19 protein-coding genes, 1 riboswitch and 1 other annotated feature are annotated in these 24,782 nt (G+C 51.5%); of the genes, 7 read left to right on the forward strand and 12 right to left on the reverse strand.

All coding sequences use genetic code 11. The features are described from left to right. Positions 1-29 precede the first annotated feature (29 nt). From ACFQZE_RS12450 to ACFQZE_RS12470, 5 genes are all read right to left on the reverse strand, one after another. Positions 30-695: a hypothetical protein gene (locus ACFQZE_RS12450; protein ID WP_379357312.1), complete on the reverse strand. Its 666-nt coding sequence runs from the start codon at positions 693-695 to the stop codon at positions 30-32. Between the two features lie 124 nt (positions 696-819). Further along, positions 820-1,803 (reverse strand): CobW family GTP-binding protein, encoded by a 984-nt coding sequence (locus tag ACFQZE_RS12455; RefSeq protein WP_379357314.1) that lies wholly within the window; start codon positions 1,801-1,803, stop codon positions 820-822. 68 nt (positions 1,804-1,871) lie between these two features. Further along, positions 1,872-3,191 (reverse strand): extracellular solute-binding protein, encoded by a 1,320-nt coding sequence (locus ACFQZE_RS12460; RefSeq protein WP_379357316.1) that lies wholly within the window; start codon positions 3,189-3,191, stop codon positions 1,872-1,874. 74 nt (positions 3,192-3,265) lie between these two features. After that, positions 3,266-4,807 carry a response regulator gene (locus ACFQZE_RS12465; RefSeq protein ID WP_379357318.1) on the reverse strand — a complete coding sequence of 514 codons (1,542 nt, stop codon included), beginning with the start codon at positions 4,805-4,807 and terminating at the stop codon, positions 3,266-3,268. Further along, positions 4,804-6,591 carry a cache domain-containing sensor histidine kinase gene (locus tag ACFQZE_RS12470; RefSeq protein ID WP_379357320.1) on the reverse strand — a complete coding sequence of 596 codons (1,788 nt, stop codon included), beginning with the start codon at positions 6,589-6,591 and terminating at the stop codon, positions 4,804-4,806. The genes ACFQZE_RS12465 and ACFQZE_RS12470 overlap by 4 nt, the downstream gene beginning before the upstream one ends. A 181-nt stretch (positions 6,592-6,772) precedes the next feature. On the opposite strand from ACFQZE_RS12470, the gene ACFQZE_RS12475 reads away from it, so the two are divergent. From ACFQZE_RS12475 to ACFQZE_RS12490, 4 genes are read left to right on the forward strand one after another with little or no spacing between them, the layout of a single operon-like run. After that, positions 6,773-7,435 carry a helix-turn-helix transcriptional regulator gene (locus tag ACFQZE_RS12475; RefSeq protein ID WP_379357322.1) on the forward strand — a complete coding sequence of 221 codons (663 nt, stop codon included), beginning with the start codon at positions 6,773-6,775 and terminating at the stop codon, positions 7,433-7,435. After that, positions 7,432-8,556 (forward strand): alanine racemase, encoded by a 1,125-nt coding sequence (locus ACFQZE_RS12480; RefSeq protein WP_379357324.1) that lies wholly within the window; start codon positions 7,432-7,434, stop codon positions 8,554-8,556. Before ACFQZE_RS12475 ends, ACFQZE_RS12480 begins: the two co-directional genes overlap by 4 nt. A 25-nt stretch (positions 8,557-8,581) precedes the next feature. Further along, positions 8,582-10,189 (forward strand): N-acyl-D-amino-acid deacylase family protein, encoded by a 1,608-nt coding sequence (locus ACFQZE_RS12485; RefSeq protein WP_379357326.1) that lies wholly within the window; start codon positions 8,582-8,584, stop codon positions 10,187-10,189. Between the two features lie 46 nt (positions 10,190-10,235). Beyond that, positions 10,236-10,700 (forward strand): RidA family protein, encoded by a 465-nt coding sequence (locus ACFQZE_RS12490; protein WP_379357328.1) that lies wholly within the window; start codon positions 10,236-10,238, stop codon positions 10,698-10,700. A gap of 124 nt (positions 10,701-10,824) precedes the next feature. On the opposite strand, the gene ACFQZE_RS12495 is transcribed toward ACFQZE_RS12490, so the two are convergent. Beyond that, on the reverse strand, positions 10,825-10,971 hold the full coding sequence (locus ACFQZE_RS12495; protein WP_379357330.1) for a hypothetical protein: 147 nt from the start codon (positions 10,969-10,971) through the stop codon (positions 10,825-10,827). A gap of 271 nt (positions 10,972-11,242) precedes the next feature. On the opposite strand from ACFQZE_RS12495, the gene ACFQZE_RS12500 reads away from it, so the two are divergent. Further along, positions 11,243-11,377: a YjcZ family sporulation protein gene (locus tag ACFQZE_RS12500; RefSeq protein WP_379357332.1), complete on the forward strand. Its 135-nt coding sequence runs from the start codon at positions 11,243-11,245 to the stop codon at positions 11,375-11,377. Between the two features lie 130 nt (positions 11,378-11,507). Here the strand turns inward: ACFQZE_RS12500 and ACFQZE_RS12505 are convergent, their stop codons facing one another. The 5 genes from ACFQZE_RS12505 to ACFQZE_RS12525 form a co-directional block, all read right to left on the reverse strand. Next, positions 11,508-12,239, reverse strand: a complete 732-nt coding sequence (locus ACFQZE_RS12505; protein WP_379357334.1) for an ECF transporter S component — start codon at positions 12,237-12,239, stop codon at positions 11,508-11,510. Continuing rightward, the gene (locus tag ACFQZE_RS12510) at positions 12,227-14,032 is read right to left on the reverse strand and encodes an ABC transporter ATP-binding protein (RefSeq protein ID WP_379357336.1); all 1,806 of its coding nucleotides are present in this window, start codon (positions 14,030-14,032) and stop codon (positions 12,227-12,229) included. The genes ACFQZE_RS12505 and ACFQZE_RS12510 overlap by 13 nt, the downstream gene beginning before the upstream one ends. Further along, positions 14,005-14,895, reverse strand: a complete 891-nt coding sequence (locus ACFQZE_RS12515; RefSeq protein WP_379357338.1) for an energy-coupling factor transporter transmembrane component T — start codon at positions 14,893-14,895, stop codon at positions 14,005-14,007. Before ACFQZE_RS12515 ends, ACFQZE_RS12510 begins: the two co-directional genes overlap by 28 nt. A gap of 1 nt (position 14,896) precedes the next feature. After that, on the reverse strand, positions 14,897-15,970 hold the full coding sequence (locus ACFQZE_RS12520) for a DUF4430 domain-containing protein (RefSeq protein ID WP_379357340.1): 1,074 nt from the start codon (positions 15,968-15,970) through the stop codon (positions 14,897-14,899). 72 nt (positions 15,971-16,042) lie between these two features. Then, the gene (locus ACFQZE_RS12525; protein ID WP_379357342.1) at positions 16,043-20,665 is read right to left on the reverse strand and encodes an S-layer homology domain-containing protein; all 4,623 of its coding nucleotides are present in this window, start codon (positions 20,663-20,665) and stop codon (positions 16,043-16,045) included. Between the two features lie 122 nt (positions 20,666-20,787). Further along, positions 20,788-20,985: riboswitch (cobalamin riboswitch) on the reverse strand. A 151-nt stretch (positions 20,986-21,136) separates the two neighbouring features. Between ACFQZE_RS12525 and ACFQZE_RS12530 the strand changes: the two genes are divergently transcribed. Further along, positions 21,137-21,475 (forward strand): L,D-transpeptidase, encoded by a 339-nt coding sequence (locus tag ACFQZE_RS12530; RefSeq protein ID WP_379357344.1) that lies wholly within the window; start codon positions 21,137-21,139, stop codon positions 21,473-21,475. Positions 21,476-21,565: 90 nt separating this feature from the next. On the opposite strand, the gene tyrS is transcribed toward ACFQZE_RS12530, so the two are convergent. Further along, positions 21,566-22,846 (reverse strand): tyrosine--tRNA ligase, encoded by a 1,281-nt coding sequence (gene tyrS, locus ACFQZE_RS12535; RefSeq protein ID WP_379357346.1) that lies wholly within the window; start codon positions 22,844-22,846, stop codon positions 21,566-21,568. A gap of 109 nt (positions 22,847-22,955) precedes the next feature. After that, positions 22,956-23,174: a binding site (T-box leader), on the reverse strand. 150 nt (positions 23,175-23,324) lie between these two features. On the opposite strand from tyrS, the gene ACFQZE_RS12540 reads away from it, so the two are divergent. Further along, positions 23,325-24,776, forward strand: a complete 1,452-nt coding sequence (locus ACFQZE_RS12540; RefSeq protein ID WP_379357348.1) for a spore germination protein — start codon at positions 23,325-23,327, stop codon at positions 24,774-24,776. Positions 24,777-24,782 lie beyond the last annotated feature (6 nt).

The raw sequence follows: 24,782 nt of genomic DNA on the forward strand, positions 1-24,782 counted from the left end.
GCGTGCGCTTCTATTTCATCGAACTGATTCTACTTCTGCTTTTTCTCTGGCTTCTGCTCTGGCTTTTGCTCCGGCTTCTGCTCTGGCTTTTGCTCTGGTTTTTGCTCTGGCTTTTGCTCTGGCTTTTGCTCCGGCTTTTGCTCTGGTTTTTGCTCCGGCTTCTGCTCTGGTTTTTGCTCTGGCTTCTTCTCTGGTTTCTGCTGCGGTTTCTTCTCCGATCGATGAGGTTCCTCAGCATGGTCTCGTTTGCTGATATGCAACTGTCTCAGCTCTTGATGAAGCTGCTCTTCGGATTTCCCCTTCGTCTCAATCCCATGCCTTTCGGCCACTTTCCGCAAATGCTCCAGACGCTGCGCCTGATGCTCCGCCTTAAACGCTTCCCACTTCTCTTTGTTCGCTTCCTTGGCGACAGAAACTTCTTTTTTCAACTGCTCGGCCGACTTGCCTTCCGTCTCGATGCCGAAGTATGCAGCCAGCTCCTGAAGCCGCTTCAAACGGTAAGCTTCAAATTGCTCTTTGGTCATTTCTCCATGGTGGTGGAAATGCTTTCTCTCGACGCGCTGCTCACCCGGTTCCATGGAGGCGCCTGCAGCTTTCTCCGCTATGGCTTGTGCGTCTGCAGGGGGCGCCTGAACAATGGCAATCGCGGCAAAAGCAACAGCAACAGCCACCCCAATCTTTAATCGAAGGCTCATTCTATTCGTCCCGTCCTTTCTGTCCATAACCATTAAAAGACAGCCCGCTCGGGTGTCTATTCATCATCGTTGCCATCCTGCTCGACGAATAGACATGAACCGACATAATTGGACAAATACGAATTTATGCCTCTAGCTTAGCCAGCTCGTTTTTCAGCCAATCCTTTGAAAAATGCTCGCCTATAAATACCGCGACGTCGTTCACTTTCCCCTGCGGCTCAATCCGAATAAAATCCGACTCTTTATACGCGTATTGAAACAGGAATCGACTTCCGCTTGCCGTATCCGAAAATGAAACGATCCCTTTCGCCCGATAGATGGTATCCGGCAGACGGGTTAGCAGCTCTTCAAACAGCCCGCTTGAAACGCTGCTGCGGAAATAATGCGTCACTACCATGACATGTTCATGGGAATGATGATGCTCTTCCTGCTCCGTCTCTCCTTCCGCGACACCGTTAAGAGGGGAGATAGCGCCTATAGGCGCATTAGCGGCCGAACTTAGCCAACTCCAGTCCTGCACCTCGCAACGCACGGTCGGCATAATGGGCGCATAGGCATTAAGCTCGCGCAGCAGCTGCTGCGCTTCTACCAGCTCATCCGGCGCAAGCTTGTCCGCCTTATTGAGCAATAGATGCGAGCCGCACCGGATTTGCTCCTTCATCAGCTTGAACGTCCGGCCTTTGCCGTTTCTGCTTCTTTGCAGAAGCTCCGGCCCGTCAACTACCGTTAGGACAGCGCGCAATTCGACGGTTTTGTACATCGCCGCATCCGTTATGCCGTCCAGCGTCTCCATCGGATTCGCTGCCCCCGTCGACTCGATAAAGATGACATCCGGACGATGCTGCTCGATTAATGCGCCAAGCTCGACTCCAAGATCGCTGCGAATGGAGCAGCAAATGCATCCGCCCAGCATTTCCGCCATCGGAATCGCGGCATCGACCAGTTCCCCGTCGAGGTTCACCTCTCCCAGTTCATTCATGACGACAGCAGGCTTCAAGCCTTGATGTTTATAATGCTCCAGCAGCCGAGCAAGCAGCGTCGTTTTGCCGCTGCCGAGGAAGCCAGAAAGCAAATAGACTGGCGTTAATCGCTCCGTTTCGTTGTTCATGATTTATAATGCTCCCGTCTCTACCATTTGTTCGTTTTCAGCATCTCAACTTATTCGTTTCCAGCGCCTCAGTGCTGCTCCGCCAGCGCTTTGGCATGGGCGGCTTGAACGCTTTTCGCAACTTCTTTCGGATCTCCTCCGGCAAGCAGCTCTTGCAGCCCATTATTAAGCGCCTCCGTCCCCTCCGACGTCAGCATGCTATCGTAAATCGGAGTCAGCTTGACGCTGTTGACCAAATTATACACTTCCGAAAAAATCGGAGTTGCTTTCCCTTTGTCCAGCTCGATTTTGTAACTGACCAGTTGGTTGCTCTCGAGTGTACGCCGCTGGGCTTCTGGGCCGGACATGGCATAAATGAGCCTTAGCGCCGCTTCCCGCTTTTTCCCGGTTGCATCTTTGCCAAGCGCCATCCCTGAGCCTACCGCCCCCGACAGAGTGCGGGGATCGCCTTTGCCGCCGGGGATTGAAGGAAGTACGGCCGCCCCCATCTCCCGCATCTGCTCTATCGTCGCATTGGCGGCTAAATTGCTGAGCGCCCAGCCGCCGTCTATCATCATCGCCGCTTCGCCCTTCGCAAACATAAGCTCCATTTGCGTATTGTCGATATTGTTGTAGCCCTCTTGAAAAGCGCCAACTTCTCCGAGCTGCGCCATATACGTCAAAGCCTCAACAAAGGGCGGATCAGTGAAGCCTGCTCCCTCCTGCTTCACCGCTTTCAGCAACCAGTCCGTTCCCGTTACACGATCTGCAAGGGAGCTGAATATGCTGGACTGCGCAAGCCAGGCCGCCTTATTGCCGAGTGCGATTGGCGTCACGCCTTCCCGCTTCAGCCTTTCGATAACAGCCAGCAGCCCATCCCATGTTTCGGGAACTTTCAAACCGTACTTATTAAAAATGCCTTTGTTGTAATACAAAATGGAAGTAGGAGAAAGCCCCATCGGGGCCCCGTAAATATTTCCATCTTCCGTGAAGGCTTCCAGCGAGCCCGACAGGAAGCCGTCCCTCCACTCCGGATTGGCCTCCACCAGCCCATTGATGGGCTGAACGAGCGAAGCGGACGAAAACTCCTCTGTCATCGCGCCGCTCCACATGACGAACACATCCGGCATTTCGTCGGCCGCGGCCACCGTTTTTAAGCGCGTACGGTAGCCGTCGGGCGGAATCGCTTCAATATGGAGCGCAATGTCCGGATTGGCGTCCTGGAATTCTTTTATAATGGAACGCATCGTTTGCGCCCTCAGGTCTTCCCCCGTAAAGTTATGCCATAGCGACAGCTCGATTTTAGCCATAGGTCCCGCAGCGGGAACGTCCTCCCGGTTGAAGACGAAGACTGCCGATACGGCCGTCAAAAGGGATAGTATGATCATAGCAGACAGTTTTAGCTTCATTACGCTTTCCCCCTCGCTATGTCTCTTTATGAAATGGGACAGGCTTAAGTAAAGTACGCCATGCCCTCAAACCGTCATCCTTCCTGCTTTTTTCTGCGATAATCCCACGGTGTCATTCCGAATGCCGCTACAAACAGCTGGTTGAAGTCGTCGAGACTGCCGTACCCCGTCCGATCGGCGATCTCGCTCACAGCCGCGTCCGTCTCCTCCAGCAGCTCCTTAGCCCGTTCAAGCCTCGTTTTGGCGACATACTCCTTATAAGGCAGTCCCGTTTCCCGCTGAAACACCTCGCTGAAATGATGCGGAGTGAGCTGCACCCTCTGTGCCGCTTGCTGAAGCGTCAATTCCTCATCCAGATGCTCGTCGATATAAGCAAGCGCCCGGTTCATATGCGGCATTTTTTGGCCCGTCGACGCATCCTGGACAACGGCGGCAAGCTCCAAGAGAGCCGTCAAAAGCAGCTCCCCGCCCTTCACCGTCGCATCCTTTACAGAAATTTCGTCCGCGCCCGGCAAGCTGCCGTCCGCACCGCTTTCCCCCAGCATTTGCTCCGCACGCTCGCGAGCGAAACGCAACAAATCGTTTAAATAGGAAGAGAGCGATTCCGGCGTCGCTTGTTCATTGCCGATTTCTGCGTCAAACAGCTCCGTAACCCAGCGGCCAAGCCGCTTCTCATCGCGCTCTGCCAGAAGCTCCGATAGGCGTCTCCGCTCCTCAGGAGACGAGGCGCTTCTGCCTCCTTTGCGCCCGCAAATCTCTTGCGGCCGGATGAACCGGTTATTCGGCAGCAAGCCGCGATATAAAAAAGTATCGGTCGCCATGGCAACGGAGCGGCTCAAATACTTTAGCTCCTCCGCCGGCTCTCCAGCGGAAGCTTGCAGCTTGCATTTCAGCTTCAACTCGATTCTCTCTAGCTCCAGCTCCAAATCCGCGATTGACGGCCTTCCTTCTTCCTGCCTTACAATAAGTAAAATATAATCGCCCTGCAGCGTCGCTTCCCCGTCCATCAGCTCGCTAATGACGTTATGAACGGCAAACAATAGCAGCTCGCTGCCCGCAGAGCCTTCCCCCCAGCCTTCGGCGCCGATCACGCATGCCAAATACTGCGAAGGCTCTTGCAGCTTCAACTTCGGCAGCCAGCGGGTGCCCTCCCTGATGGTGGCATAATCCGGCTCTTCTCCCGATAGAAGCTTCTCCAGCACCTTCTCGCGCGAGCCGCCTCGTCCGGCAGCGGCATCCCCGCGCATGACGATTCGCTGACGGGCACCGCCTACCGCATTCATAATCTCATCGGGCCTGCTCGTTTTGAGCAAATAATCGCCTACCCCTTCTATTATCGCTTTGCGGGCATATTCGAACTGATCATAGCCCGTCAAAATGATCACTTCCGCATCCGGCAGCAGCCGCTTCGCTTCTCTGGCCAAATCGAGGCCCGTCAGCCCCGTCATTTGAATATCGGTCAAAATAATGTCCGGCCTCTCAGACGCAAGTCTTGCGATAGCTTCCTCGGCGGAGGCTGCCGGCGCCAGCACTTCGTAGCCGTTTTCCCCCCATGGAATAACAGTGCTAAGCCCGGTTCGAATGATCACTTCGTCATCGACGATCAACAGCTTCATTCCATATCCGCTCCTTCATCCGAGAGAAGCGGAAGCGGGATCGAGAATGAAACTCTCGTCCCGAAACGAATGGCGCTTTCGATGCGCAGTCCCGCCTCTGCTCCATAATGCAGCTGCAATCTTTTATGCACATTTCGCAGTCCGTAGCTTCCCCGCTCAAGCCTCTCGCGCTCCTTCTTCCGATCGTCCGGCGCCTGCAGCTCTCTCCTTATATCGGCCAGCTTATGCTCGTCCATCCCGACACCCGTATCTTCAACCGCAAACTGCATGCAGCCCTCTTCCAGCTTGACGATGACCCGAATCTCTCCGGCATCCGGCTTCTTTTGAATGCCGTGGATCAGGGCGTTTTCAATTAACGGCTGGAGAAGCAGCTTCAGCATCCTCTCTTGTCCAAGGCCCGGCTCCATATCTAGATGCAGCTCAAATTTGCCGGGAAAACGAATCGACTGGATATTGGCGTAATGCTTCGCATGCGCTACCTCTTGCTCCACCGAGCAAAACTCCTCGCCCTTGTTCAAGCTGAACCGAAGGAAATCGCTAAGGCTGCCCACCATATCGGCAATCTTTTCATCCCGGTTCATGAGCGCCATCCAGTGAATGGACGACAGCGTATTGTACAAAAAGTGAGGATTGATTTGCGCTTGCAGCGCCTGCATATCGGCTTCTTTTTTGCTGGATTCCTCATGCTTGACCTGCTCCGTAAGCTGCGTAATTCGGTCGCTTAGCTTATTGTAGCTTCGTACAAGCTGGCCGACCTCGTCCATCGACTCTACCGGGTATGTCTGCAGCGCCTCTTCCGGATTCGAGTTTCGCAAAAATTGCGTCAGCATGACAAGCGGTTTCGTTACCCGCTGAACAAAGTAGAGCACAAGGACAGAAACAAGCAGAACGGAAACGATAATGACAATGGCCGTAAGCTGGAGAACATAGCTGTTTTCGTTGCGGAAATCGGCAAACGGCATCACCTCCGTCAGCGTCCAGTCCACGCCCTGAACCGTATCGTACAGAATCGTAACTTTATCGTCGCCACTTCCGTCGTTCAGCCAGCCGGAGCTCCCTTTCAGCTCGATGCCCGGCAGCAGATCCCCCATTTGGCCGCCTGCCAAATTAGCGTCCGTACTGGACAGGATCGTTCCATTCGCATTGCTCAGCATCACTTGGCCGCCGCTCCCTGGAATGCCCGCTTGGTTCAAAATATGCGAAACCGCCTTTTCATCCAGGCTGATGACCAACGTACCTAGCTGCTTGAAGCTGTTCAGACTGCGGATCGGCCGGATAAGAGAGATAACGTTTTTCGGGCCGGAGGCCGTATTTGTTTTGTATCTTTCCGTCCAAAACTTTTTCGCCGACTGGTAATTGAATATCTCCCCATCGTTCTCTCCCTTCAATCCCGTATCAAAAATAGTCGCGTTGGAAACGGGAGGATATCCATTAAGCGGATAAATAGTAATATCGGATATATAATGCTTGGAATAAACCAAATTGGACAAAAATTCGATCATTTTTGTTTGTCTGACGGGATCTCCGTCCGTACTGCTCAAAAACAGCTGCACATCCTTTTGCCCAATGAGAAACAACGACATATTTTCCACATCGCTTACGATAAACTCTAAATTAGTGCTCATCTGCTTCAAAATGCTTGTACCGGTCTGCTTCGCTTTCGCCTCGGTTGTAGTAGCCGCCATATTGTAGGCGAACAAGCCAAGCGCAAGCAGCGGTATGAGCACGGAAAGCAGCAGCAGCGTAGACAACTTTCGCTTGAGCGACCCGCCGATCCATCGCATTTTCATCTCTCCTCTTAGAAGTCATCCTATCCTTTTAATATAGCCGTTTAAGCCTATTGCTATCTAGCCCAAATCCTATCATACTTTTTTTTAGCATAACAAATTTTTTGTTTGATTTTTGCGTCTTACAGGTGTACCATTTGGACTATAAACGGTTGAGGGTATGGAATGGGGGCGTACATTGGAAACGATTTCTCAAGAATTTTTATTTTTTACCGAGCTGGCCAAAGGGATTGCCGCACAATTCGGAGACAATTGCGAGGTCGTCATTCATGACTGGTCCAAGCCTTATGACAGTACGATTGTAGCCATCGAAAACGGCCATGTGACGGGACGCAAAATAGGAGATCCCGGGACGAATTTAGGTCTCGAAATTATGAGAGGAACATCCGAGGGCGACAACCGCCACAATTACGTCACCCAAACCGCGGATGGACGCATCCTCCGCTCCACCTCCATGTACGTCAAAAATAAAGCGGGGCAAATTATTGGGGCGGTATGCATCAATTTCGATATTACCGACCTGATGATGACGGAAAAAACGCTCCAGTCGCTCACGGGAACAGGGCTTCAGCCGATACGCGAATCATTCGTCAGCAACGTAAACGATCTGATGGATACGCTGCTGCTGGAAGCTCAGGAGACCATCGGCAGACCGCCGGCGCTCATGAGCAAAGAGGATAAAATTCGCCTGATTCAGCTCCTCGACCAAAAGGGTGCTTTTCTAATCAAAAAGTCGGGAGAAAAAATTTGCGGACATTTGGGCATTTCCAAATTTACGCTATATAACTATTTAGAAGAAGCAAAATCATGGGACGACCCGAAGGGAGCCGCCAAACAATGAGCCGAAATGTTAGCCTTGTAAATACCGAAGTCGCAACGCCTTGCGTTGTCATTCAGCTGGATACAGTGGATACCAATATTGTAAAAATGGCTTCAGCCATCGCCCGCACCGGCGTATCGCTTCGCCCGCATGCGAAGACGCACAAGCTTCCGGAAATGTCGCATAAACAGCTTAAGGCAGGCGCGGAGGGCATTACCGTCGCCAAGCTTGCCGAAGCGGAAGTGATGGCCGAGGGCGGGATCAAGGACATCTTTATCGCCTACCCGATCGTAGTGCCATCCAAGCTGGACAGAGCTGCCCGGCTCGTGAAGTCGGGTATCCGCCTTATCATCGGAGCCGACAGCCTGGAAGGAGCGCGTCGCATTTCGGAAGCCGCTGTCCGCAATAGCGTCGAATTCGAAGTCCGGCTGGAAATTGAATCGGGCCTTAACCGTACCGGCGTACCCCACGAAGCGGCAGCAGAGCTGGCTAAAGAGATTTCTTCTCTGGAAGGCGTTGCTTTAACCGGCATCTTCACCTATCGCGGCGCAATGTTTGAAGGCGGACCGACTCTCGATCTTCGCGCCGCAGGCCACGAAGAAGGCCGCTTTATGGCGGCGGTTGCCGAGACCATTCGAGACGCTGGAGTCGACATTCGCGACGTTAGCGTCGGATCTTCTCCGACAGCGGTTTATGCGGCGGAAATTAGCGGCATTACCGAAGTTCGCCCAGGCACTTATATTTACCAAGACCGGATGCAGTCCGAATTCGGGCTATGCTCCATTGACGATTGCGCCGGCGCAGTATGGGCTACCGTCGTCAGCCGTCCTGCACCCGATAGGATCGTTATCGACGGCGGAAGCAAAACATTCGCCACTGACGTTCAGCCGGACAAGGCTCCTCTTCATTTGAAGGGCTTCGGCCATATTGTCGGAGATTCCGAAGCTGTTTTTGAACGAATGAACGAAGAGCATGGCGTCATTAAGATTAGTCCTGACCGGGACTACCGCGTTGGCGATGTAATCGCCATCGTGCCTAACCACATTTGCAGCACAGTCAACATGCATAACTTCGTCTATTTGCAGCAGACGGACAGCGACCTGGTTAAAGTGCCGGTTGCCGCTCGCGGTTTGCTGGAATAGGCCACCTAAGGGGGAGAAGAGCAACATGCTGGATTTAGTATTGAAAAACGGGAACATCGTCGACGGTACCGGAAATCCGTGGTTTCGCGGCGACGTAGGCGTCAAGGACGGCGTTATCGTATCGGTAGGCCGCATTGACCAGGAAGCGCATAACGTGATTGACGTAGGTCACAAAATCATCTCGCCGGGCTTCATCGACGGCCATTGCCACTCCGACCTTATGATTTTGGACAATCCCGGCAGCGACATTAAGCTGCAGCAAGGCGTCACGACGGAAGTTGTCGGCAACTGCGGCCTTGCGCCGGCTCCTTATGTCCGCAGCAAGGCGGATGCGCTGAAAACGTATATTCAGCCCGTTATCGGCAGCACAAGCTGGGAATGGCCTTGGGAAACGGTTGGCCAATATATGGACCATGTTGCAAACTCGCTTATTTCTGAGCATATCGCTACCTATGTTGCCCACGGCGCTCTTCGTATAGCGGTCATGGGCTTTGAGAACCGTCCGGCTTCACCGGCCGAAATCGTTAAGATGAAAGAACTGCTGGAGGAGGGCCTGAAAGCCGGCGCCATCGGTCTTTCCATCGGCTTGCTTTACGCCCCGGGCAGCTATACATCCCGCGAAGAATTGGCCGAGCTGTGCAGCGTTCTTCCGAAATATAACGGCTTGCTCTCCACTCACATTCGTGGCGAAGGCAACAATCTGCTCCCATCGGTTGCGGAAGTGATCTGGATCGCCGAAAGAACGGGCATTTCGCTCCATATCAGCCATTTGAAAGCAGCGGGCAAAGCCAACTGGGGCAAAGTGCTCGATGCGCTCGAACTGGTTGAGGCGGCTAGAGCCCGCGGAATGGACGTCACGGTCGACGTCTATCCGTACAATGCCGGATCGACGACGCTCACAACAGTCCTTCCTCCTTGGGTGCTGGAAGGCGGAATTGAGGCAACGCTCGAAGCGTTCCGCAATCCAAGCCTTAGAGCAAAAATTAAAGAGGAGCTCAGCCATGAACAAAAGGATTGGGACAATCTCGTTTGCTCCACAGGCTGGAACAGCGTCATCGTCTCCGCCGTTCAGACGGAAGCGAACAAGCCGCTTGAAGGCAAGCATATTGCTGAAATTGCCGAAATGCGCGGACAGCATCCCGTCGATTGTATGATGGATTTGCTTTTGGAGGAAAGCGGTCAAATTGCGATCGTCTACTTCCATATGTCCGATGACGACGTCAAGCAGGTGATCGGATACGAAAAATCATTGATTGCATCCGACAGTCTAAACTGCGAAATCGGCAAGCCGCATCCACGCACCTACGGCACATTCCCTCGCGTCTTCGCGAAATATGTGCGCGAGGACAAAACGTTGTCGCTGGAGCAAGCCGTTCGCAAGCTCACTTCTTTCCCTGTGCAGCGCTTTAAGCTTGGTAAGCGCGGCCTGCTCGTTCCGGGCTATTTGGCCGACATTACGGTGTTCGATATGAATACGATCCAGGATACGGCTACCTTTGCCGATCCGCGCCAATTCCCAACCGGCATTACTCATGTTGTTGTTGGAGGCCAACTGACCATGCAGAATGGCGTCCATACGCATAAACGCGAAGGCTCCCTCATCCGGGCGCAGCATTGCTGCTCCCATCATTAGAAGGCAGCTTCGCCATTACAAAACCAATTTAAAGGAGAACTTACTCATGTCTAAAATCGAACAACGCCTTGCTGAGCTTGGAATTACATTGCCTGAATTGGCGGAGCCAAAATTTCTTTACAAAACGGTTAATCAAACCGGCAACCTGATTTATACATCCGGCTTCGACTGCCGCATCGACGGCGTTCTTATGTATGAAGGCAAAGTTGGCTCTGATCTGACGATCGAGCAAGGCCAAGAGGCGGCTCGCCAAGTCGTAATCAACCTTCTTGCCGCTATGAAGCAGCATCTTGGCGATTTGGACCGCGTAGTAAAAGTCGTTAAAATTCTTGCTTTCGTTAACAGCGCACCAGGCTTTGGCGACCAACCGTATGTCATTAACGGCGCTTCCCAGCTGCTGATCGACGTATTCGGCGAAAGCGGCCGCCACGCCCGTTCCGCAATCGGAACAAGCGACTTGCCTTTCCACACTCCAGTTGAGATCGAGCTTATTGCTGAAGTTCGCGAGTAGTCGACTTAGCAAAGGCGAGAACAAAAAATCCCCAAGCGAAGTTCGCTTGGGGATTTTTGCTATGGGTCATTCATCTGGCGCATTGTAAAGTGAGATGATTGATCCTGCTTCTCTTGCTGTTAAATTAGAACCAGCAGAGAGTGCGAGCGATGATAACCAACAGGATGAAAAGTACCAGGATGGCTCCTACAGAGTTGTAACCGCCATATCCTGCACCGGCTACAGGGTAGTGCGCGTTTGCGCCGCCAGAAACGTTTGCTGCGTAGCTCATTTTGTCATCTCCTTTTTGTTAATGTACAGTATCCTATGTATTTCCCCCCAAGTTGTATAGGCGTTTCGGAAAATTGTGCGTTTGCACATTTTTGCCTAATGCCCGCACTTTTGTTGACGGTCACCGCGACAACGCCCGACTTTTTGCGCACTTGTCCGCTTTTCTAGGCATTAGCCGAAGTTTATTGTCTTGGGAGGCAAATACCCAGTCATATGTAACCAGAGGCGCATAACCTACAGTGTACTCAAGACGTAAGGAGGTGCATGTAACAATGTCCGGTTGCGTTGGTGGTGCTTATGGAAGAGATAACGTTGGAGCGATCCTTGTTCTTTTCATCCTGTTGGTGATCATCGCTTGTAGCTTCTGCGGTTTCGGCTTCGGAGGCGGCTACGGCGGCAAATGGTAGTTAAAGTCTGAAATGTACCCTCCATGCATTCAGACATGATCCACTCTCTCTTAGTCAACCATTCGAAAGGCCCATTCCGGTTGGAATGGGCCTTTCCTTCAAGCGTACCAAGGACAAGCTGCGCAAAGCTTCATTCGAGCAGTCCATATTTGATTTTGATCCTCTCCAGCTTCTCAAGCATCGGTTTGGACAGGAAAAAAAGAAAGATAACGGTTGCAGCCGCATGTACCAAATCGAACCAAAACCCTGAAGCGTAAACGGCGATAAGCGCCGGCCAGGAAAAAGAAGAGGAAAACATCGTCAGCGAGCTTATATTGATAATTCCCCCGTATATAACGAAAGTAGCCAATCCTCCAAATGCGCACAAAGCCAGCTTTGTTTTGACAAGAAGCCCTTTGGAGACGAGCAGCCCGGCAATATACCCGATTAAACCAAAACAAAACATTTGCCATGGAGTCCACGGGCCCTGCCCGAAAAAGAAATTGGATACAAATCCCGCCATCGCGCCTACCAAAAACCCGGCTTCCGCACCTAGGCTGACGCCCGCAATGATCACAATGGCGACCACCGGCTTGAACTGGGGCAGCATAAAAAAGGCTCCTCGTCCAGCGACCGCAATGGCGGACATAACCGCAATGACGATCAACTCCCGGGCTTTCGGCTTTCTCTTTTCAAACACAATCGCAAATGGGAGGAGCGTATACAAAATAATAAGCAGGCTAATAAAGTAATATTTCCGATCGTCGAGCACCGTAATGCCGAATAATATAGTCGCCGGAATGGCGATAAAAATGAGAAAGGCCGCCAAAAAAGCTCTTCGGCTTGCGGGCCTCGCTTTCGTTACCTTCTCTATAACCGACATCGTTCCATCACATCCTCTGCCGTCACGGCCGAATCCCAAACATGGCGGACCATTCGGTTGGCCGCTGTCGTATAGAAGCTGTTGCCCGCAAAAAATGATTTCGCAGGACCTGTAGCTAGGACGGCGCCGTCAAAAAACAACGAGCATACATCTCCGTGTTTCGCGCAAAACTCGATATCATGAGAAACCATGACGATAGCGGTTCCCTTTGAAGCAAGCTCTTTCAAAAGCTGTGCCAGCTTTTCTTTAAAAAAGTAGTCTAGTCCTTTGGTCGGTTCATCGAGCAGCAGCACTTTCGGCTCCAGCAAAAGCACCTTAGCCAAGGCAGCCCGCTGCTGCTCCCCTCCGCTCAAATCGTACGGATGGGACAAAAGCAGCTCCTCAAGTTCGGCGAATGCGGCGATCGCCTTCACTTTCTCCGCCTTTTCTTCCCGAGACAACGGAGCTTCCGCCACTATTTCAAGCAAATCTTGTTGAACTGTCTTTTTCACGAATAACGACTGAGGATTTTGCGGAAGGACGCCAAGGTTCCGATGAAAAAGCTCCTTGGCGCCCATAGTCGCCGGGTTTTTGCCGCCAAGCAGCACTTTTCCCCGGTATGGCCTGTTCATTCCACTGATGAGAGACAACATGGTCGTTTTGCCCGTTCCATTCCCTCCCAGAATACAATGAAGCTGTCCTTCATCTATATCCAACGTCAAATCTTTTACGATATCCGGCCCGTGCTTGTCGTACTTGAACCAAACCTCGCGCAATGTCAGGGCGGGACGACGCTTTTGACTTTGCGACTGTGCCAGATTTCGTTTTTCACTTTGCGGTGATAGGACGAAACGCCGTTTCTGGTCTTGTTCGACTCTACGCTGATCTTGTTCGGCTATCCCCTGATCTTGTTCAGTTCTTCCTTGACCTTGCTCCGCTTCATCTGACTGTTTTGGCGAATTGTTCCGCCCGATTAGATAGCGATCCAGCCATTGCCGCCCTTCCTTTACGGTCAACGGGGCCGAAGCGCCCCCCTGCACTTCCGCATGAACCCTCATCGGAGTCGGCATCGATTGAAAAAGAGGATGGCCCTCCGTACGCAACTTCTCTCCGACTTGGCGCGGGCAGCCGTCGGCAAGGATCGTTCCGGCTTCCAAAACAACGACTCGGTCGGCACCCGGCAGCACATCCTCCAGCCGATGCTCCGTCATAATGACCGTTGTGCCGAACTCCCGGTTAATTTTTTTGACCGTCTCCAAAAAATCGGCGGCTGCGATAGGGTCAAGCTGCGAGGTCGGCTCGTCCAGCAGCAGCACTTCTGGATGCATAGCCATAATGGAAGCCAAGCAAAGAAGCTGCTTCTGCCCGCCCGACAGCTCCGCCACATCCCTGCGAAACCAGTTTTGAATGCCGAAAAAACTAGCCATCTCCGCCACCCGCAGCCGAATCGTCCGGCTATCCATGCCAAGACTCTCTAGCCCGAACGCCAGCTCATGCCACACCTTGTCCGTTACAATGCCGTTTTCCGGATTTTGAAATACAAAACCGATCTCCGACGCTTGCGCCCGATCATCCAGCGCTTCTAATGGAGCTCCTTTAAATGAAACCGTTCCGCTCCGGCTGCCGTGGGGAGACAGAATCGGCTTAAGCTGCCGGAGCAGCGTGCTTTTTCCACTTCCCGATCTACCGCAAAGCGCTACGAACTCACCGCTATGGATCGTCAAACAAATATCCGACAAAGCTTTCCTTTCATGCTCCGACTCGCCGCTGGGGGGAAAAGCGAAGTTTAAATTTTCGATTGTGTAAATCTCCATTTGATTTCCTCCAGCACATGGATAATGATCGGCCAAAAACATAACATCCCATACACCGCATACAAAGCCGCACCAAACATCGTCCCCTCGGCTGCTTGAATGGAGGGAAAATAGCGCATTGCCGTCTCTCCTCTTATCGCGCCTGTCGCCACAATTAACAAAAGCGCCGCCATAATCGTGAGGGTTATCCGATCGCGGCCGTCGAGCCGATACAGCGAGAAGCTGGTCCGGCCCGGCAGTCCGTACCCTCTTGCTTTCATGGAATCTGCCGTTTCGATAGCATTTTCAAGCGCCCACGTCGTCATGATTGACAAAATGGTCAGTCCGTTACGGGCCCGAGCAAGGAGGCTACCTTGCGAAACGTCTCGGCCTACACATTTCTGCGCCTGAGAAATCGCTTTTAGTTGAGCCTTGTACCTGGGGACAAATCGAAGCGCCATCGAAAAAATTAAAGAAAGCGAAGGTATGATTTTGCCAAATAAATAAATGAATTTATCGGAAGTCATCACCGCGTTGTAACAGGAAAACCACAAAATGACGGTTACAAGCATGCAAGAGGTGGCTAAGCCGTATAGGATCGACTCCAACGTAATGGGATTGCCATTGTCCAAATAAAACAAAATCGTTACTCCCGCATGATTAAAAGCAGGATTAATTACCGCCGCAATTAAAAAGAAGGGAACCATGTACAGCAGTTGAAACGCAATGGCTTTGCGGCCTCTTAGCAAAATAGAATAAGCGGCTGCGCCTGCAAGAGAGATCGCCTGCAAAATGGGATGCATAAACACCATGGCAAACAAGAGCACGATGGCAAAATAAAAAAACTGAACGGCGGGATGAAAGCCCGAAAAGTGGTCCCTCATCTTATTCCTTTCCCGCCGCTGCCGCGTCTCCGCCAATATCCCGGCCTAAGTCACAGGTGTATACCCATTCGACGACGTCCCCATCCTTGAGCGCATATCGGCTGCTGCCATAGTTCGGGAACCAGCCGTTCACTTTGTACATCCACCCGCTCAGCTCGCCGCAGTCGAACTCGTAGATGTTATTAATTCCTTCTATATAATTGCTGTTATAAATCGGCGTCATTTCAAATTCCATATGAATTTTGTTTTTTTTCATTGCTCTTAGCAGGACGTCGAAAACGGATTCTCCTTCAAAAAACTCAACCGTCTGTGCCTTAAAAATAATCCCGTCATCCGGCAGCACTTCCAGCTTGTTTTTATCGAACTCGTCCAAGTTGTCCAAAATGGTCGCAGCCGTTACCGACAGCGTTACGGTAAGCTTTTTGCTTTTGTCGACTTCGGTATCTTGCCACTCAACCGGCTTTGGCTTCCCAGATGGAACGGGGTCGGTCAAATAAGGATCCTTCGTCGGCTTTGCGGACGGCGACGGCTTAGGCTTCGCTCCCCCTTGGCTCGACTTAGGCGTGGCGGACGGAAGTTTTCCCCCTACTGCACCGGGAGTCCCTGTTGCCTTCGCGCCCCCTCCTGTATGACTCTTGTCATCATTTCCGTTTATCGCATCGGAACCGCTTGGTCCAGGAGTGGCAGGCGCTCCTTTGGAAGACTCCTCATGAACGGGAGAAGGGGCAGCGCTCGTTTCTCCGCCACTTGCTGAAGGCCGTTCTTCAGCCCCAGCTTTGGCTGAAGCCTCTACCCCGGCTTCCGTTGAGCCTGCATTATCTCCCCCGCCATCCGATGATGATCCGTCTTCCGCTGGACCCGTATTCTCTGTCCCACTATCCGATGATAAGCCCGCTTTCGTTGTAGCGTCAGTATGCGGCTCCGTACCGCCGCCCTTATCGATTGCCGCAAGCGAGTCGGAACCGGCTCCCCTCGAAGGAGGGCCTGAAGAACCGCTGCCATCCCCCCAGAAAAAGGCTGCGGCAAGAATGAGGACAATGGCCAAGGCCGCAAATGCCGCTTTTTTTCTATTCATATCGTTGCACCACCTTAAACAGCCAGAGCAAGAGCGATCGCCGCCCTTGCCCGGTTCAAGTCGAATTAAAATTTATGCCGCTTGCTTCGCCACTGGAGCCGGCTTCGCTTTAAAAGCGTCTCTCATATCGTATAGTCGGTTATTTCCATTGGCATACCGGATGTACGCCGCCAGCCCATACAAAGCTTGGTCCGTAGCCATAAGGTCCACTTCACCCGGCTTTGCTCCTCCATTGCCCGCGCCGCTTCCGGGCTTAATGTGGTAAAACCCGCCGCCCGGGGCCGCAAAGTCAAGCAAAGCCGCCAGCACGGAACGGCCGTTTTTGACAAAACGTTTGTCACTTGCAGAATCGATGCCAAGGCCGGACAAAGCGACTACCACTTGCGCGGAGCTTTCGGCGTTGGCAGAATTCCAGCTGGAATACCCGCCGTCAGCGAGCTGCGCTTTCGACAGCCAAGCTACAGCGCGGTCAACTGCCGCTTTTACCCGTGCATTCGAAGAATAATAAGGAGTAAGCCCTTGAACCGCCATTGCGGTCAAATCGACGTCCGGCTCTGTGCTTTTGGCATCTAGCGCCCATCCGCCGCCTTCAATTTCGCGTCCCAAAATATAATCGACCAAACGGTCTCTCGTCGTCCGCTCCTGCACATTTGGAACGTCTGGGATATCATATTCGTTGCTATCAAGAGCGATCAGAGCAAAGATTGGCCCGTTAATGCCTTGTTTCACAACTGCGTTAAAATCAGCCAGCGGCTTCCTTAAATCATAACCGGCTACGTTAGTGATGTCTTTGCCCAGCGCGCTCAAAGCCAATATGACACGGCTGTATTCCGTAAACTTGACGTTATGCAGTTTGCCGTCCTTTTCCTTCAGCGTCCGCTCCACTTCGGCATAATAACCGGCGTAATAAGCTTCCGGCACCTCATATCCTCCGCGGGCCAAAGCGAGCACGGTCCAGTCTCCGCCAATGCTGCTTACTGCGGGAGTCTTAACGGCCTGAAGCAAAAACTCGCTGGCATCAATCGCTTCCTTCTTTACGCCAATCAGGTTTTGCTCCTGCGTTTCCTCTGCTTTCTTATCCTTGTATTCATCAGCTCTGACGGCTACAACAACGGCCATCTCTCTCGTTACTTTTCCTTTCGGCTGGAACTGCCCGCCTGAGCCTTGCATAATTCCCGCTTCTACAACCGCTTGTATATCGTTTTGAGCCCATACTGCAGCTTCTTTAAGATCTAGCAGAGCCGTCCCTTTGCCGGTTCGCTGCAAATCTAACGCTCTGGATACGGTCACGGCCATTTGTTCGCGTGTAATTGGCGCTTTAGGGTCGAATAGACCGTTATGACCGCTCATTGCGCCCGTTTGATGGACAGCTTGAACGTAAGGATAAAACCAGTCCGACGAACGAACATCGGCATATTGGGTCGTTACATCCTTATTGAAGGTCAACCCTAGAATCTCCACGAGCATTTTGGCAAATTCGGCTCTTGTCACCTCGCCCTTCGGCTTAAGCTTGCCATCGCTTCCTTGCAAGGAACCTTCCGTTACCGCTTTTCCAATCGCACTTAGCGCCCAAGGAGAAACCTGGCCTGCGTCAGTGAACTTAAGCTTCCAATCGAGAGGCTTCTCTCCTCCTGGATTTTCTGGTTTTTCTCCGCCTGATTCCCCAGGATTTTGACCGTTTCCATTTTCATTTCCGGATTCGCCCGGCACCTCTCCCGGTTCCCAATGGACGCCAAGGTCTTTGCCGTAGTTTGTTGTATAACGCCATTGCATCTTATCTCCATGCTGTAACGTATATTTGCTGGCCCCAAAATTAGGATAAGTGCCATTTACGTTGTACATCCAGCCGCTGCCAATGCCGTGGTCGAACTCTCCATCGCCAGCAATGGACTCCACATATACGCTGTCATATTGGCTGTTAAATTTGTACCGGATGGTTATCCCTTTATCGCCAAGCACCCGCTGCAGCAAAGTCCAAGCGGTATCTCCGGATTTAAGCTCAACTTTCGTCTCCGACAAAGTAAAACCTTTGTTGATTGTGTGCTTATCTACCGACAAATAGACATATTGCTGAGGATCGGTTGGACCGCCTCCGCCCGGCGTTGGAATAGCACTTGCCGAATAGGCGGCAAAATCGGTAAAGTGTTTAGTTTTTACGACTAAATCGCTGCCGTTGTCATACGCATATTCCGGCTTCCCGCTTGCTCTGCCGGTCGAATCGCTTGCAAATTTAGCAATGAGGTGTGCTGTGCCATTTTCGATATAGGCTGCTTGCTTTCCGCTTTTGCCCGTAAAAATAAGCGTCACATAATCGGAAAACTCAACTCTTCCTCCTCCGCCCATCGAAAAAACAGCATCAACGGAGTCGAGCTTTTGGCCTGAAGGTAGAAGAGGCGCGATCCCGTCTCTCCAACCGGATTGCTCGTGGTCTTCCCCGCTCAGCCATTCCAGCTTGGCCGTATCGCCAGAGGTTACCTGAGTATCTTTCGGTACGATCGCGCGAATTCCGCCCTTTTGCGCTTCGATTTGCGGCAATGGAGCTCCTTGCGGCAATTGAAGATAAGTTGTGGAAAATTTATCGCTCGGGATGTCGATCGTGATCGTTTTGCCGCTGTCCCCAGCCGTGATCGGTACCAGATAGTCTATATAATCGTTAGGGATCACAACGGCTGCTTCATTGCCCGCCGGCAGCGGATATGGCTTAGGCTCTTCAGGCAGCTTCGCCGGCACATCGGTCATGTTGTAGAGCGAGTTTTTCCCTTTTACAAATCTGTCGTACGCCACAAGAGCGTAAGTGCCTTGATCCGTCGCCATGCCGTTTGCTGCTCCCGCAGAACCGGAAGTTGGGTAAGCATGAAGGAAACCTCCGCCCGGCAAAGCGTAAGAAAGCAGCGAGTCTAGAACCGATTTCCCGTTTTTAATAAAACGCGAATCGTTTTTAGGATCGATCCCGACGCTTGTCAAAGCTACAATGACTTGCGCCGCGCTTTCGCTCGTTGGCGATCCTCCGCTGGAGAAGCTTCCGTCCGCATTTTGCATAAGGGACAGCTTTAGCAGCGCGCGGTCAACGGCCGCTTTTACATCGGGATTGGAACCATAATAAGGAGCTAGGCTTTGCATAGCCATCCCTGTCATATCAGGGTCCGGCCTGCTGCCGAAAAACGCCCAACCGCCCGCGTCCGCCGTTCCTTTTTTAATTTCACGGTCCAAAATGTTTTGAACGAGCTTTTCTCTTGTCGTTTGCTCTTTCCCCTCTGGAGCCGCAGGAATGTCATAGGCGCGACTGTCAAAGGCGAGCAGGGCAAAAACCGGGCCATTGATGCCCTGGTTTTTCACATAAGTATAGTCCGCCAGCGCCGCCCGCAGATCATAACCGCCTACCGCGGTAATATCTTTGCCGGTGGAAGACAAGCCCAAAATAACTCTAGAATGTTCCGTACTATTAGAGCTATGCAGCTTGCCTCCATATCTGAGCATATTGTCGATGACCGTTCTTTCGACATTGCTGTAATACGTATTATAGTAGCCATACGGCACGGTAAATCCCGCACGCGCCAAGTTCAGCACCGACCAGTCGCCGCTGCCGGTTCCATAAACGGGATTAGGGACCGTTCTCAAAATATGAGCCAAGTTTTTGTTCAATTGTTCGGCGTATGTTGGGGCGTAACGAAGAACAAACGCCGATTTGACGGCCCTGTTGCCTTCCCCATCTACCGCACTGACCGTAATCTGATTGTCCGTTCCCGGGAGGGTTACCGTATATTGACCGTTCTGTCCGCTAAGCGGACTTCCGTTCAAAGTCACTTCCGTCGGTACGGAATCGTAAACGTTGTCCGTTACCGATATTTGAAATTGAACCTCATTCGATGAGGTAACCTGGTAAGAGCCAAGTCCCGTCAACTGAATAACCGGCTTTACCTTATCCGGCTGCTTGCCCAGTTCAATGGCCGCGTTCAAAGCGGCCAGCGCCGCGTCCACCTCTTGCTGAGTGCTTTCCATGTTTTGCAGCTTGGCGTAAGCGTCGGCATATGCCGTCTTAAGCGCCTTTTTCGCGAGCATGGCCTGTTTGTCAGGGCTGCTGTTAATTTCGGCAACTGCCTTTGTCAAAGCATCTTTGTTGGCGGGAGTAATAAGCGGAACTCCCCATTGCGATCCCAAATCCTCGCCATATCCGTATACGGTAAATTGGTTGCGGATAACGTCTCCATCGCGAGGAATATATTGCGAAAACCCGACTGGCGAAAACTCATTGTTGACGATGAACATCCAGCCGGACATCGGATAATAATCAAATTCGCCGAGATATACCGGGTCTCTTTTGGAACCAATCGTTCCCCCCGCTGCGATCACGGCATTCAGGATGTACGACGGGATATTTAAAGCGCCTGTCTCTCTGTCCCGCACATGGGATAAATAAAAGCCGTCCTGGACGGTTCCTTTATTCAAATAATTGCCTTCCCCAAGCACACGGGTGAGCAAAGCCGCACCGTTTTCTCCCTCGTAAAGAGGAACTTTAACCGGCTCCAAAATATAGCCCTGCCCCAAAGTAAACTTTTCTACAGCTATTGTGACATACCCTGTCGTTTGTGTTGCTCCTGCCTCTGCATGAACAGAGACGCCAGCCCCCGCGAACAGGGATAAAAATACGCTGAATATAAGAAGCCATGCTATCATTTTTTGTCTTGCAGCTATCATTTCTATTTCAATCCTCTCTATTAAAATAAAAAAACTTCCCAACCCGGTAGAGTTGAGAAGTTTAAAAAGCGCATAGCATGATCGCCTGCACCTGAAAACACCCTCCTATCCATCGTAGAATTTGCGGTGTACGGAGGCAGGCAGGTATTCTGGCTCAAGAATCATCGTCATTGCAGCCTTCCCGGTTACCCAGTGGCATCTTGCAACGGCTCCTCTATTACAGCGGCGGGACCACGCGAGATTTGCACTCGCTTCCCTTTTAACCAATTGATGTCGTTCTTAATGAAGCTCCATCTATGGACCTGTTCCGTCTATTCAATTATCTTGACTATCATAGCCCAATTTGCCGGGCTTGTCATGCAAAAATTGGCGAATTCAGAAGGTCGCCACAAAGCGATCATCCCTCCGACAAAGTTGCTTGCCCACGCCTTCATCCGCGACCTCTCATAAAATGAGGAAAGGAGGAAAGCTATGCCCCATTACCGCATCATTGTCGACCTGTCGGATCGTCAATTGTACTTGTTGGACAATAATATTGTCGTCAAGGCTTATCCCGTCGGGATTGGGAAAATGTTAACCCAGACTCCGACTGGGGAGTATACCATCGTGAACAAACAACTCAATCCGGGAGGCCCGTTCGGCGTTTTTTGGATGGGGCTGTCCAGGCCGTCGTACGGCATTCACGGCACCAACGACCCTTCTTCCATCGGCCACGAGGTTTCTCACGGTTGTATTCGCATGTACAATCCTGACGTTCTGGAGTTGCAATCGCTAGTTCCGATTGGCACCCATGTGACGATTAGACGCTAGCACTAACGGTATAAAAAAGGTCTTCCGAAAGAGCGCGCGGCTCTCCCGGAAGACCTTTTTTTGCTAAGCGACAAAATCGCTTACCCGCTATTAAGTCAGCCTGACGAGGCTGTAATTTTTTTTGCCTTTGCGGATAATGATGAAGCGGCCTTCGAACGAATGCTCCGGCGTCACCTCAAATTGCATGTCCTGAACACGTTCGCCGTTCATAGAGATAGCGCCGTTTGCGATATCTTCACGAGCTTGCCGCTTGGAAGGCTCGATTCCGAGATCGACCAGCCAGTCGACGATGTTTTTAGACTCTTTGGCCGCATGGAAAGTAGGCATTTCTTTGAAGCCTTGTTCGATTTCATCCGCCGTCAACGATTTAATGTCGCCGCTGAACAACGCCGCCGTAATTTTTTTCGCCTGCTCCAGCAGCTCTTCGCCATGAACGAACTTCGTCATTTCTTCGGCCAAAGCTTTTTGCGCTTCGCGCTTATGCGGCTCCGACTGTACTTTCTCGGCCAATGCTTCGATTGTCGCTTGATCCAGGAAAGTGAAGAACTTCAAGTACTTCACGACGTCGCGGTCATCTGTGTTCGCCCAGAACTGGTAAAATTCAAACGGAGTCGTTTTGTTCGGATCGAGCCATACGGCGCCGCCCGCTGTTTTGCCGAACTTGGTGCCGTCCGCCTTTAGCATAAGCGGAATCGTAAGGCCGAATGCTTTGGCCTCGGAGCCTTCCTTTTTCCGAATAAGATCGAGACCGCTTGTAATGTTGCCCCATTGGTCGGAGCCGCCGATTTGCAGCTGAACGTCCTCTTCCCGGTACAGATGAAGGAAATCAAGCGACTGTAAAATTTGGTACGAAAACTCTGTGTACGAAATGCCGCTGTCCAAACGGCTGGACACGACGTCCTTCGCCAGCATCGTATTAATGCTGAAGTTTTTGCCGAAGTCGCGTAGAAAATCGATGACGTTGATTTTGTGCGTCCAATCATAGTTGTTAACCATCCGCAGCTTGCTGGCGCCATCCACATCATCCGTATCAAACAGCTTTTTCAGTTGCGCCGTCAGCGCGTCGACGTTGGCCTGCACCTGCTCCATCGTCTGAAGCGAGCGCTCGCTTTGGCGTCCGCTCGGATCGCCAATCGTTCCGGTAGCTCCCCCGATCAAAATAACGGGACGATGCCCAGCCAGTTGAAACCTTCTCAGCATCATAAAAGGAATCAAATGTCCGATATGCATGCTGTCGCCCGTCGGGTCGACGCCGCAGTACAGGGAAACTTGCTTTTCAGCCGTCAGCTCGCGCAGTCCTTCCGCATCGGTCTGCTGATTAATGGCGTCGCGCCATTCCAATTCGTCGATAATGTTCGTGTTTAAAGTCATTGCTTTTCATCTCCTTTTTGTAGTCAAAACGAGAGATTACCTCGCTGCTTATGGCTCGCTGTTCTAAGCTTCGATCCCAACAAAAAAATCGCCCCTTGTCTTATGAAGACACAGGGACGATTGAATAACCGTGGTACCACCCAAATTGCATGAGCTGGCGAAATGCCGTTCATGCCGCTTTCAGCAACGGTATCGGATGCTACTCCGCTTGGCGTTACCCAAGATACTCCAGAGTGTAATTCGCGGCATTGTTTGTGCTGGGTTGCATCAACCCCCAGCTTTCTTGAAACAGTGACAACCCGCTACTTCGCTCGTTCATCGTATTTCCATATTAGATTACAGACAGTATAGGAAATTGCAGAAATGTTGTCAAGTAACATGGGCTCGGATGAACGATTGGGAACTATGGAAAACAGGAATAAAATCCCTCAATTTGCACAAATTAAAAGCTCAAAGTCGAATTGCGGGAGGGCACGGCATGGAGTCTCAAGAGCTAACAATCCAATCCGACATCGATATCAACTTAAACAGATTAAAAGAGCAATTCACTGATGCCCCTGATTTCACCATCAAATCGTTTCAATTCAAATGCGACGGCCAAAATGCCTTTGTCGCTTACTTATACGGCATTGTTGACGAAAAAAAACTGTTCGACCGCGTGCTTAAGCCTCTCATTTTTGAAGCGTCGGACAAAGGGCAAGTGAACTCTATTATCCTATCCAGCTTAATTAAGCAAACTTCAAAGTGGCAGGACGTTCAAACAGCAATTTTAAAAGGGAGCAGCGTTTTGTTTGTAGACGGCGAGGTCAGGGCTTACTTGCTGAAAACGGCGTCATGGCCATCCGAGGAAGTGAAGGAGCCGCAAAATGAGTTATCTTTGCTTGGCTCACGCACCGGGTTTACCGATTCAGCCGATACCAACATCGCATTAATCCGGCATTATTTCCCGGATATTCAGTTATCGATGAAAAATTTCATCATTGGCTCCAACCATACCAAAGCGACAATCGCCTATTTATCCTCCAAAGCCGATCCGCAAGCAGTAGAAGAACTGTCGAATCGGATTCAAAAAGTGAATACAGAGGGGATCATGAATACCAGAGAGCTAGTGGAGCAATTAGAAGATCAAAACTTCTCCTTGTTTCCTCAGCTGCTAGTAACGGAACGGCCCGATGTAACGGCTTCGGCTCTAATGGAAGGAAAAATTGCCGTTCTTACGGATCATTCCTCTCACGTTTTGATTGGACCGATGACCTTCCTGTCCTTCTTCCTATCTATTGACGATGTGAACCTCAGATGGCCGATCGTCACTTTTCAGCGCATGCTGCGCTTTATCGGATTGCTGATTGCCGTTTTTTTGCCTTCCATTTATATTGCGACGGTATCGTTCCATTATGAAATTATCCCGATCGATTTGGTGCTCTCTATTGGCAAGTCGCTGGAACGTGTGCCTATCCCTCCTATTTTGGAAGCGTTGTTCATGGAACTTTTACTGGAAATGCTGCGCGAGGCAAGCTTAAGACTTCCGCCTAAAGTGGGGCAATCCGTCGGCATCGTCGGCGGTATCGTCATTGGACAAGCGGCGGTTGAAGCGGGCATCGTCAGCAATGTGATGGTAATCGTGGTGGCTTTAACGGCAATCGCCTCCTTTATCCAGCCCAACCAAGACATGGCCGCCGCTATCCGAATGCTGAGATTTCCTTTTATGATTGCGGCCTACTTATTGGGACTCGTCGGCATTGTGATCGGAATTATGATACTGGCCGTGCACATCATTTCTTTGCAATCTCTAAAATATCCTTACGGCAGTCCGCTGTTTCCCGTGCGAATAAAGGATTGGAAGCAGATGATTGCTCGGTTTCCCAGACACGGATTTCATTCGAGAGTCCGCAAATCCAAACCGCATGACGCCAATTCAGAACAACCATAATGCAGA

This window comes from Paenibacillus sp. GCM10027627 (genome assembly GCF_042675505.1).
Classification (GTDB): Bacteria; Bacillota; Bacilli; order Paenibacillales; family Paenibacillaceae; genus Pristimantibacillus.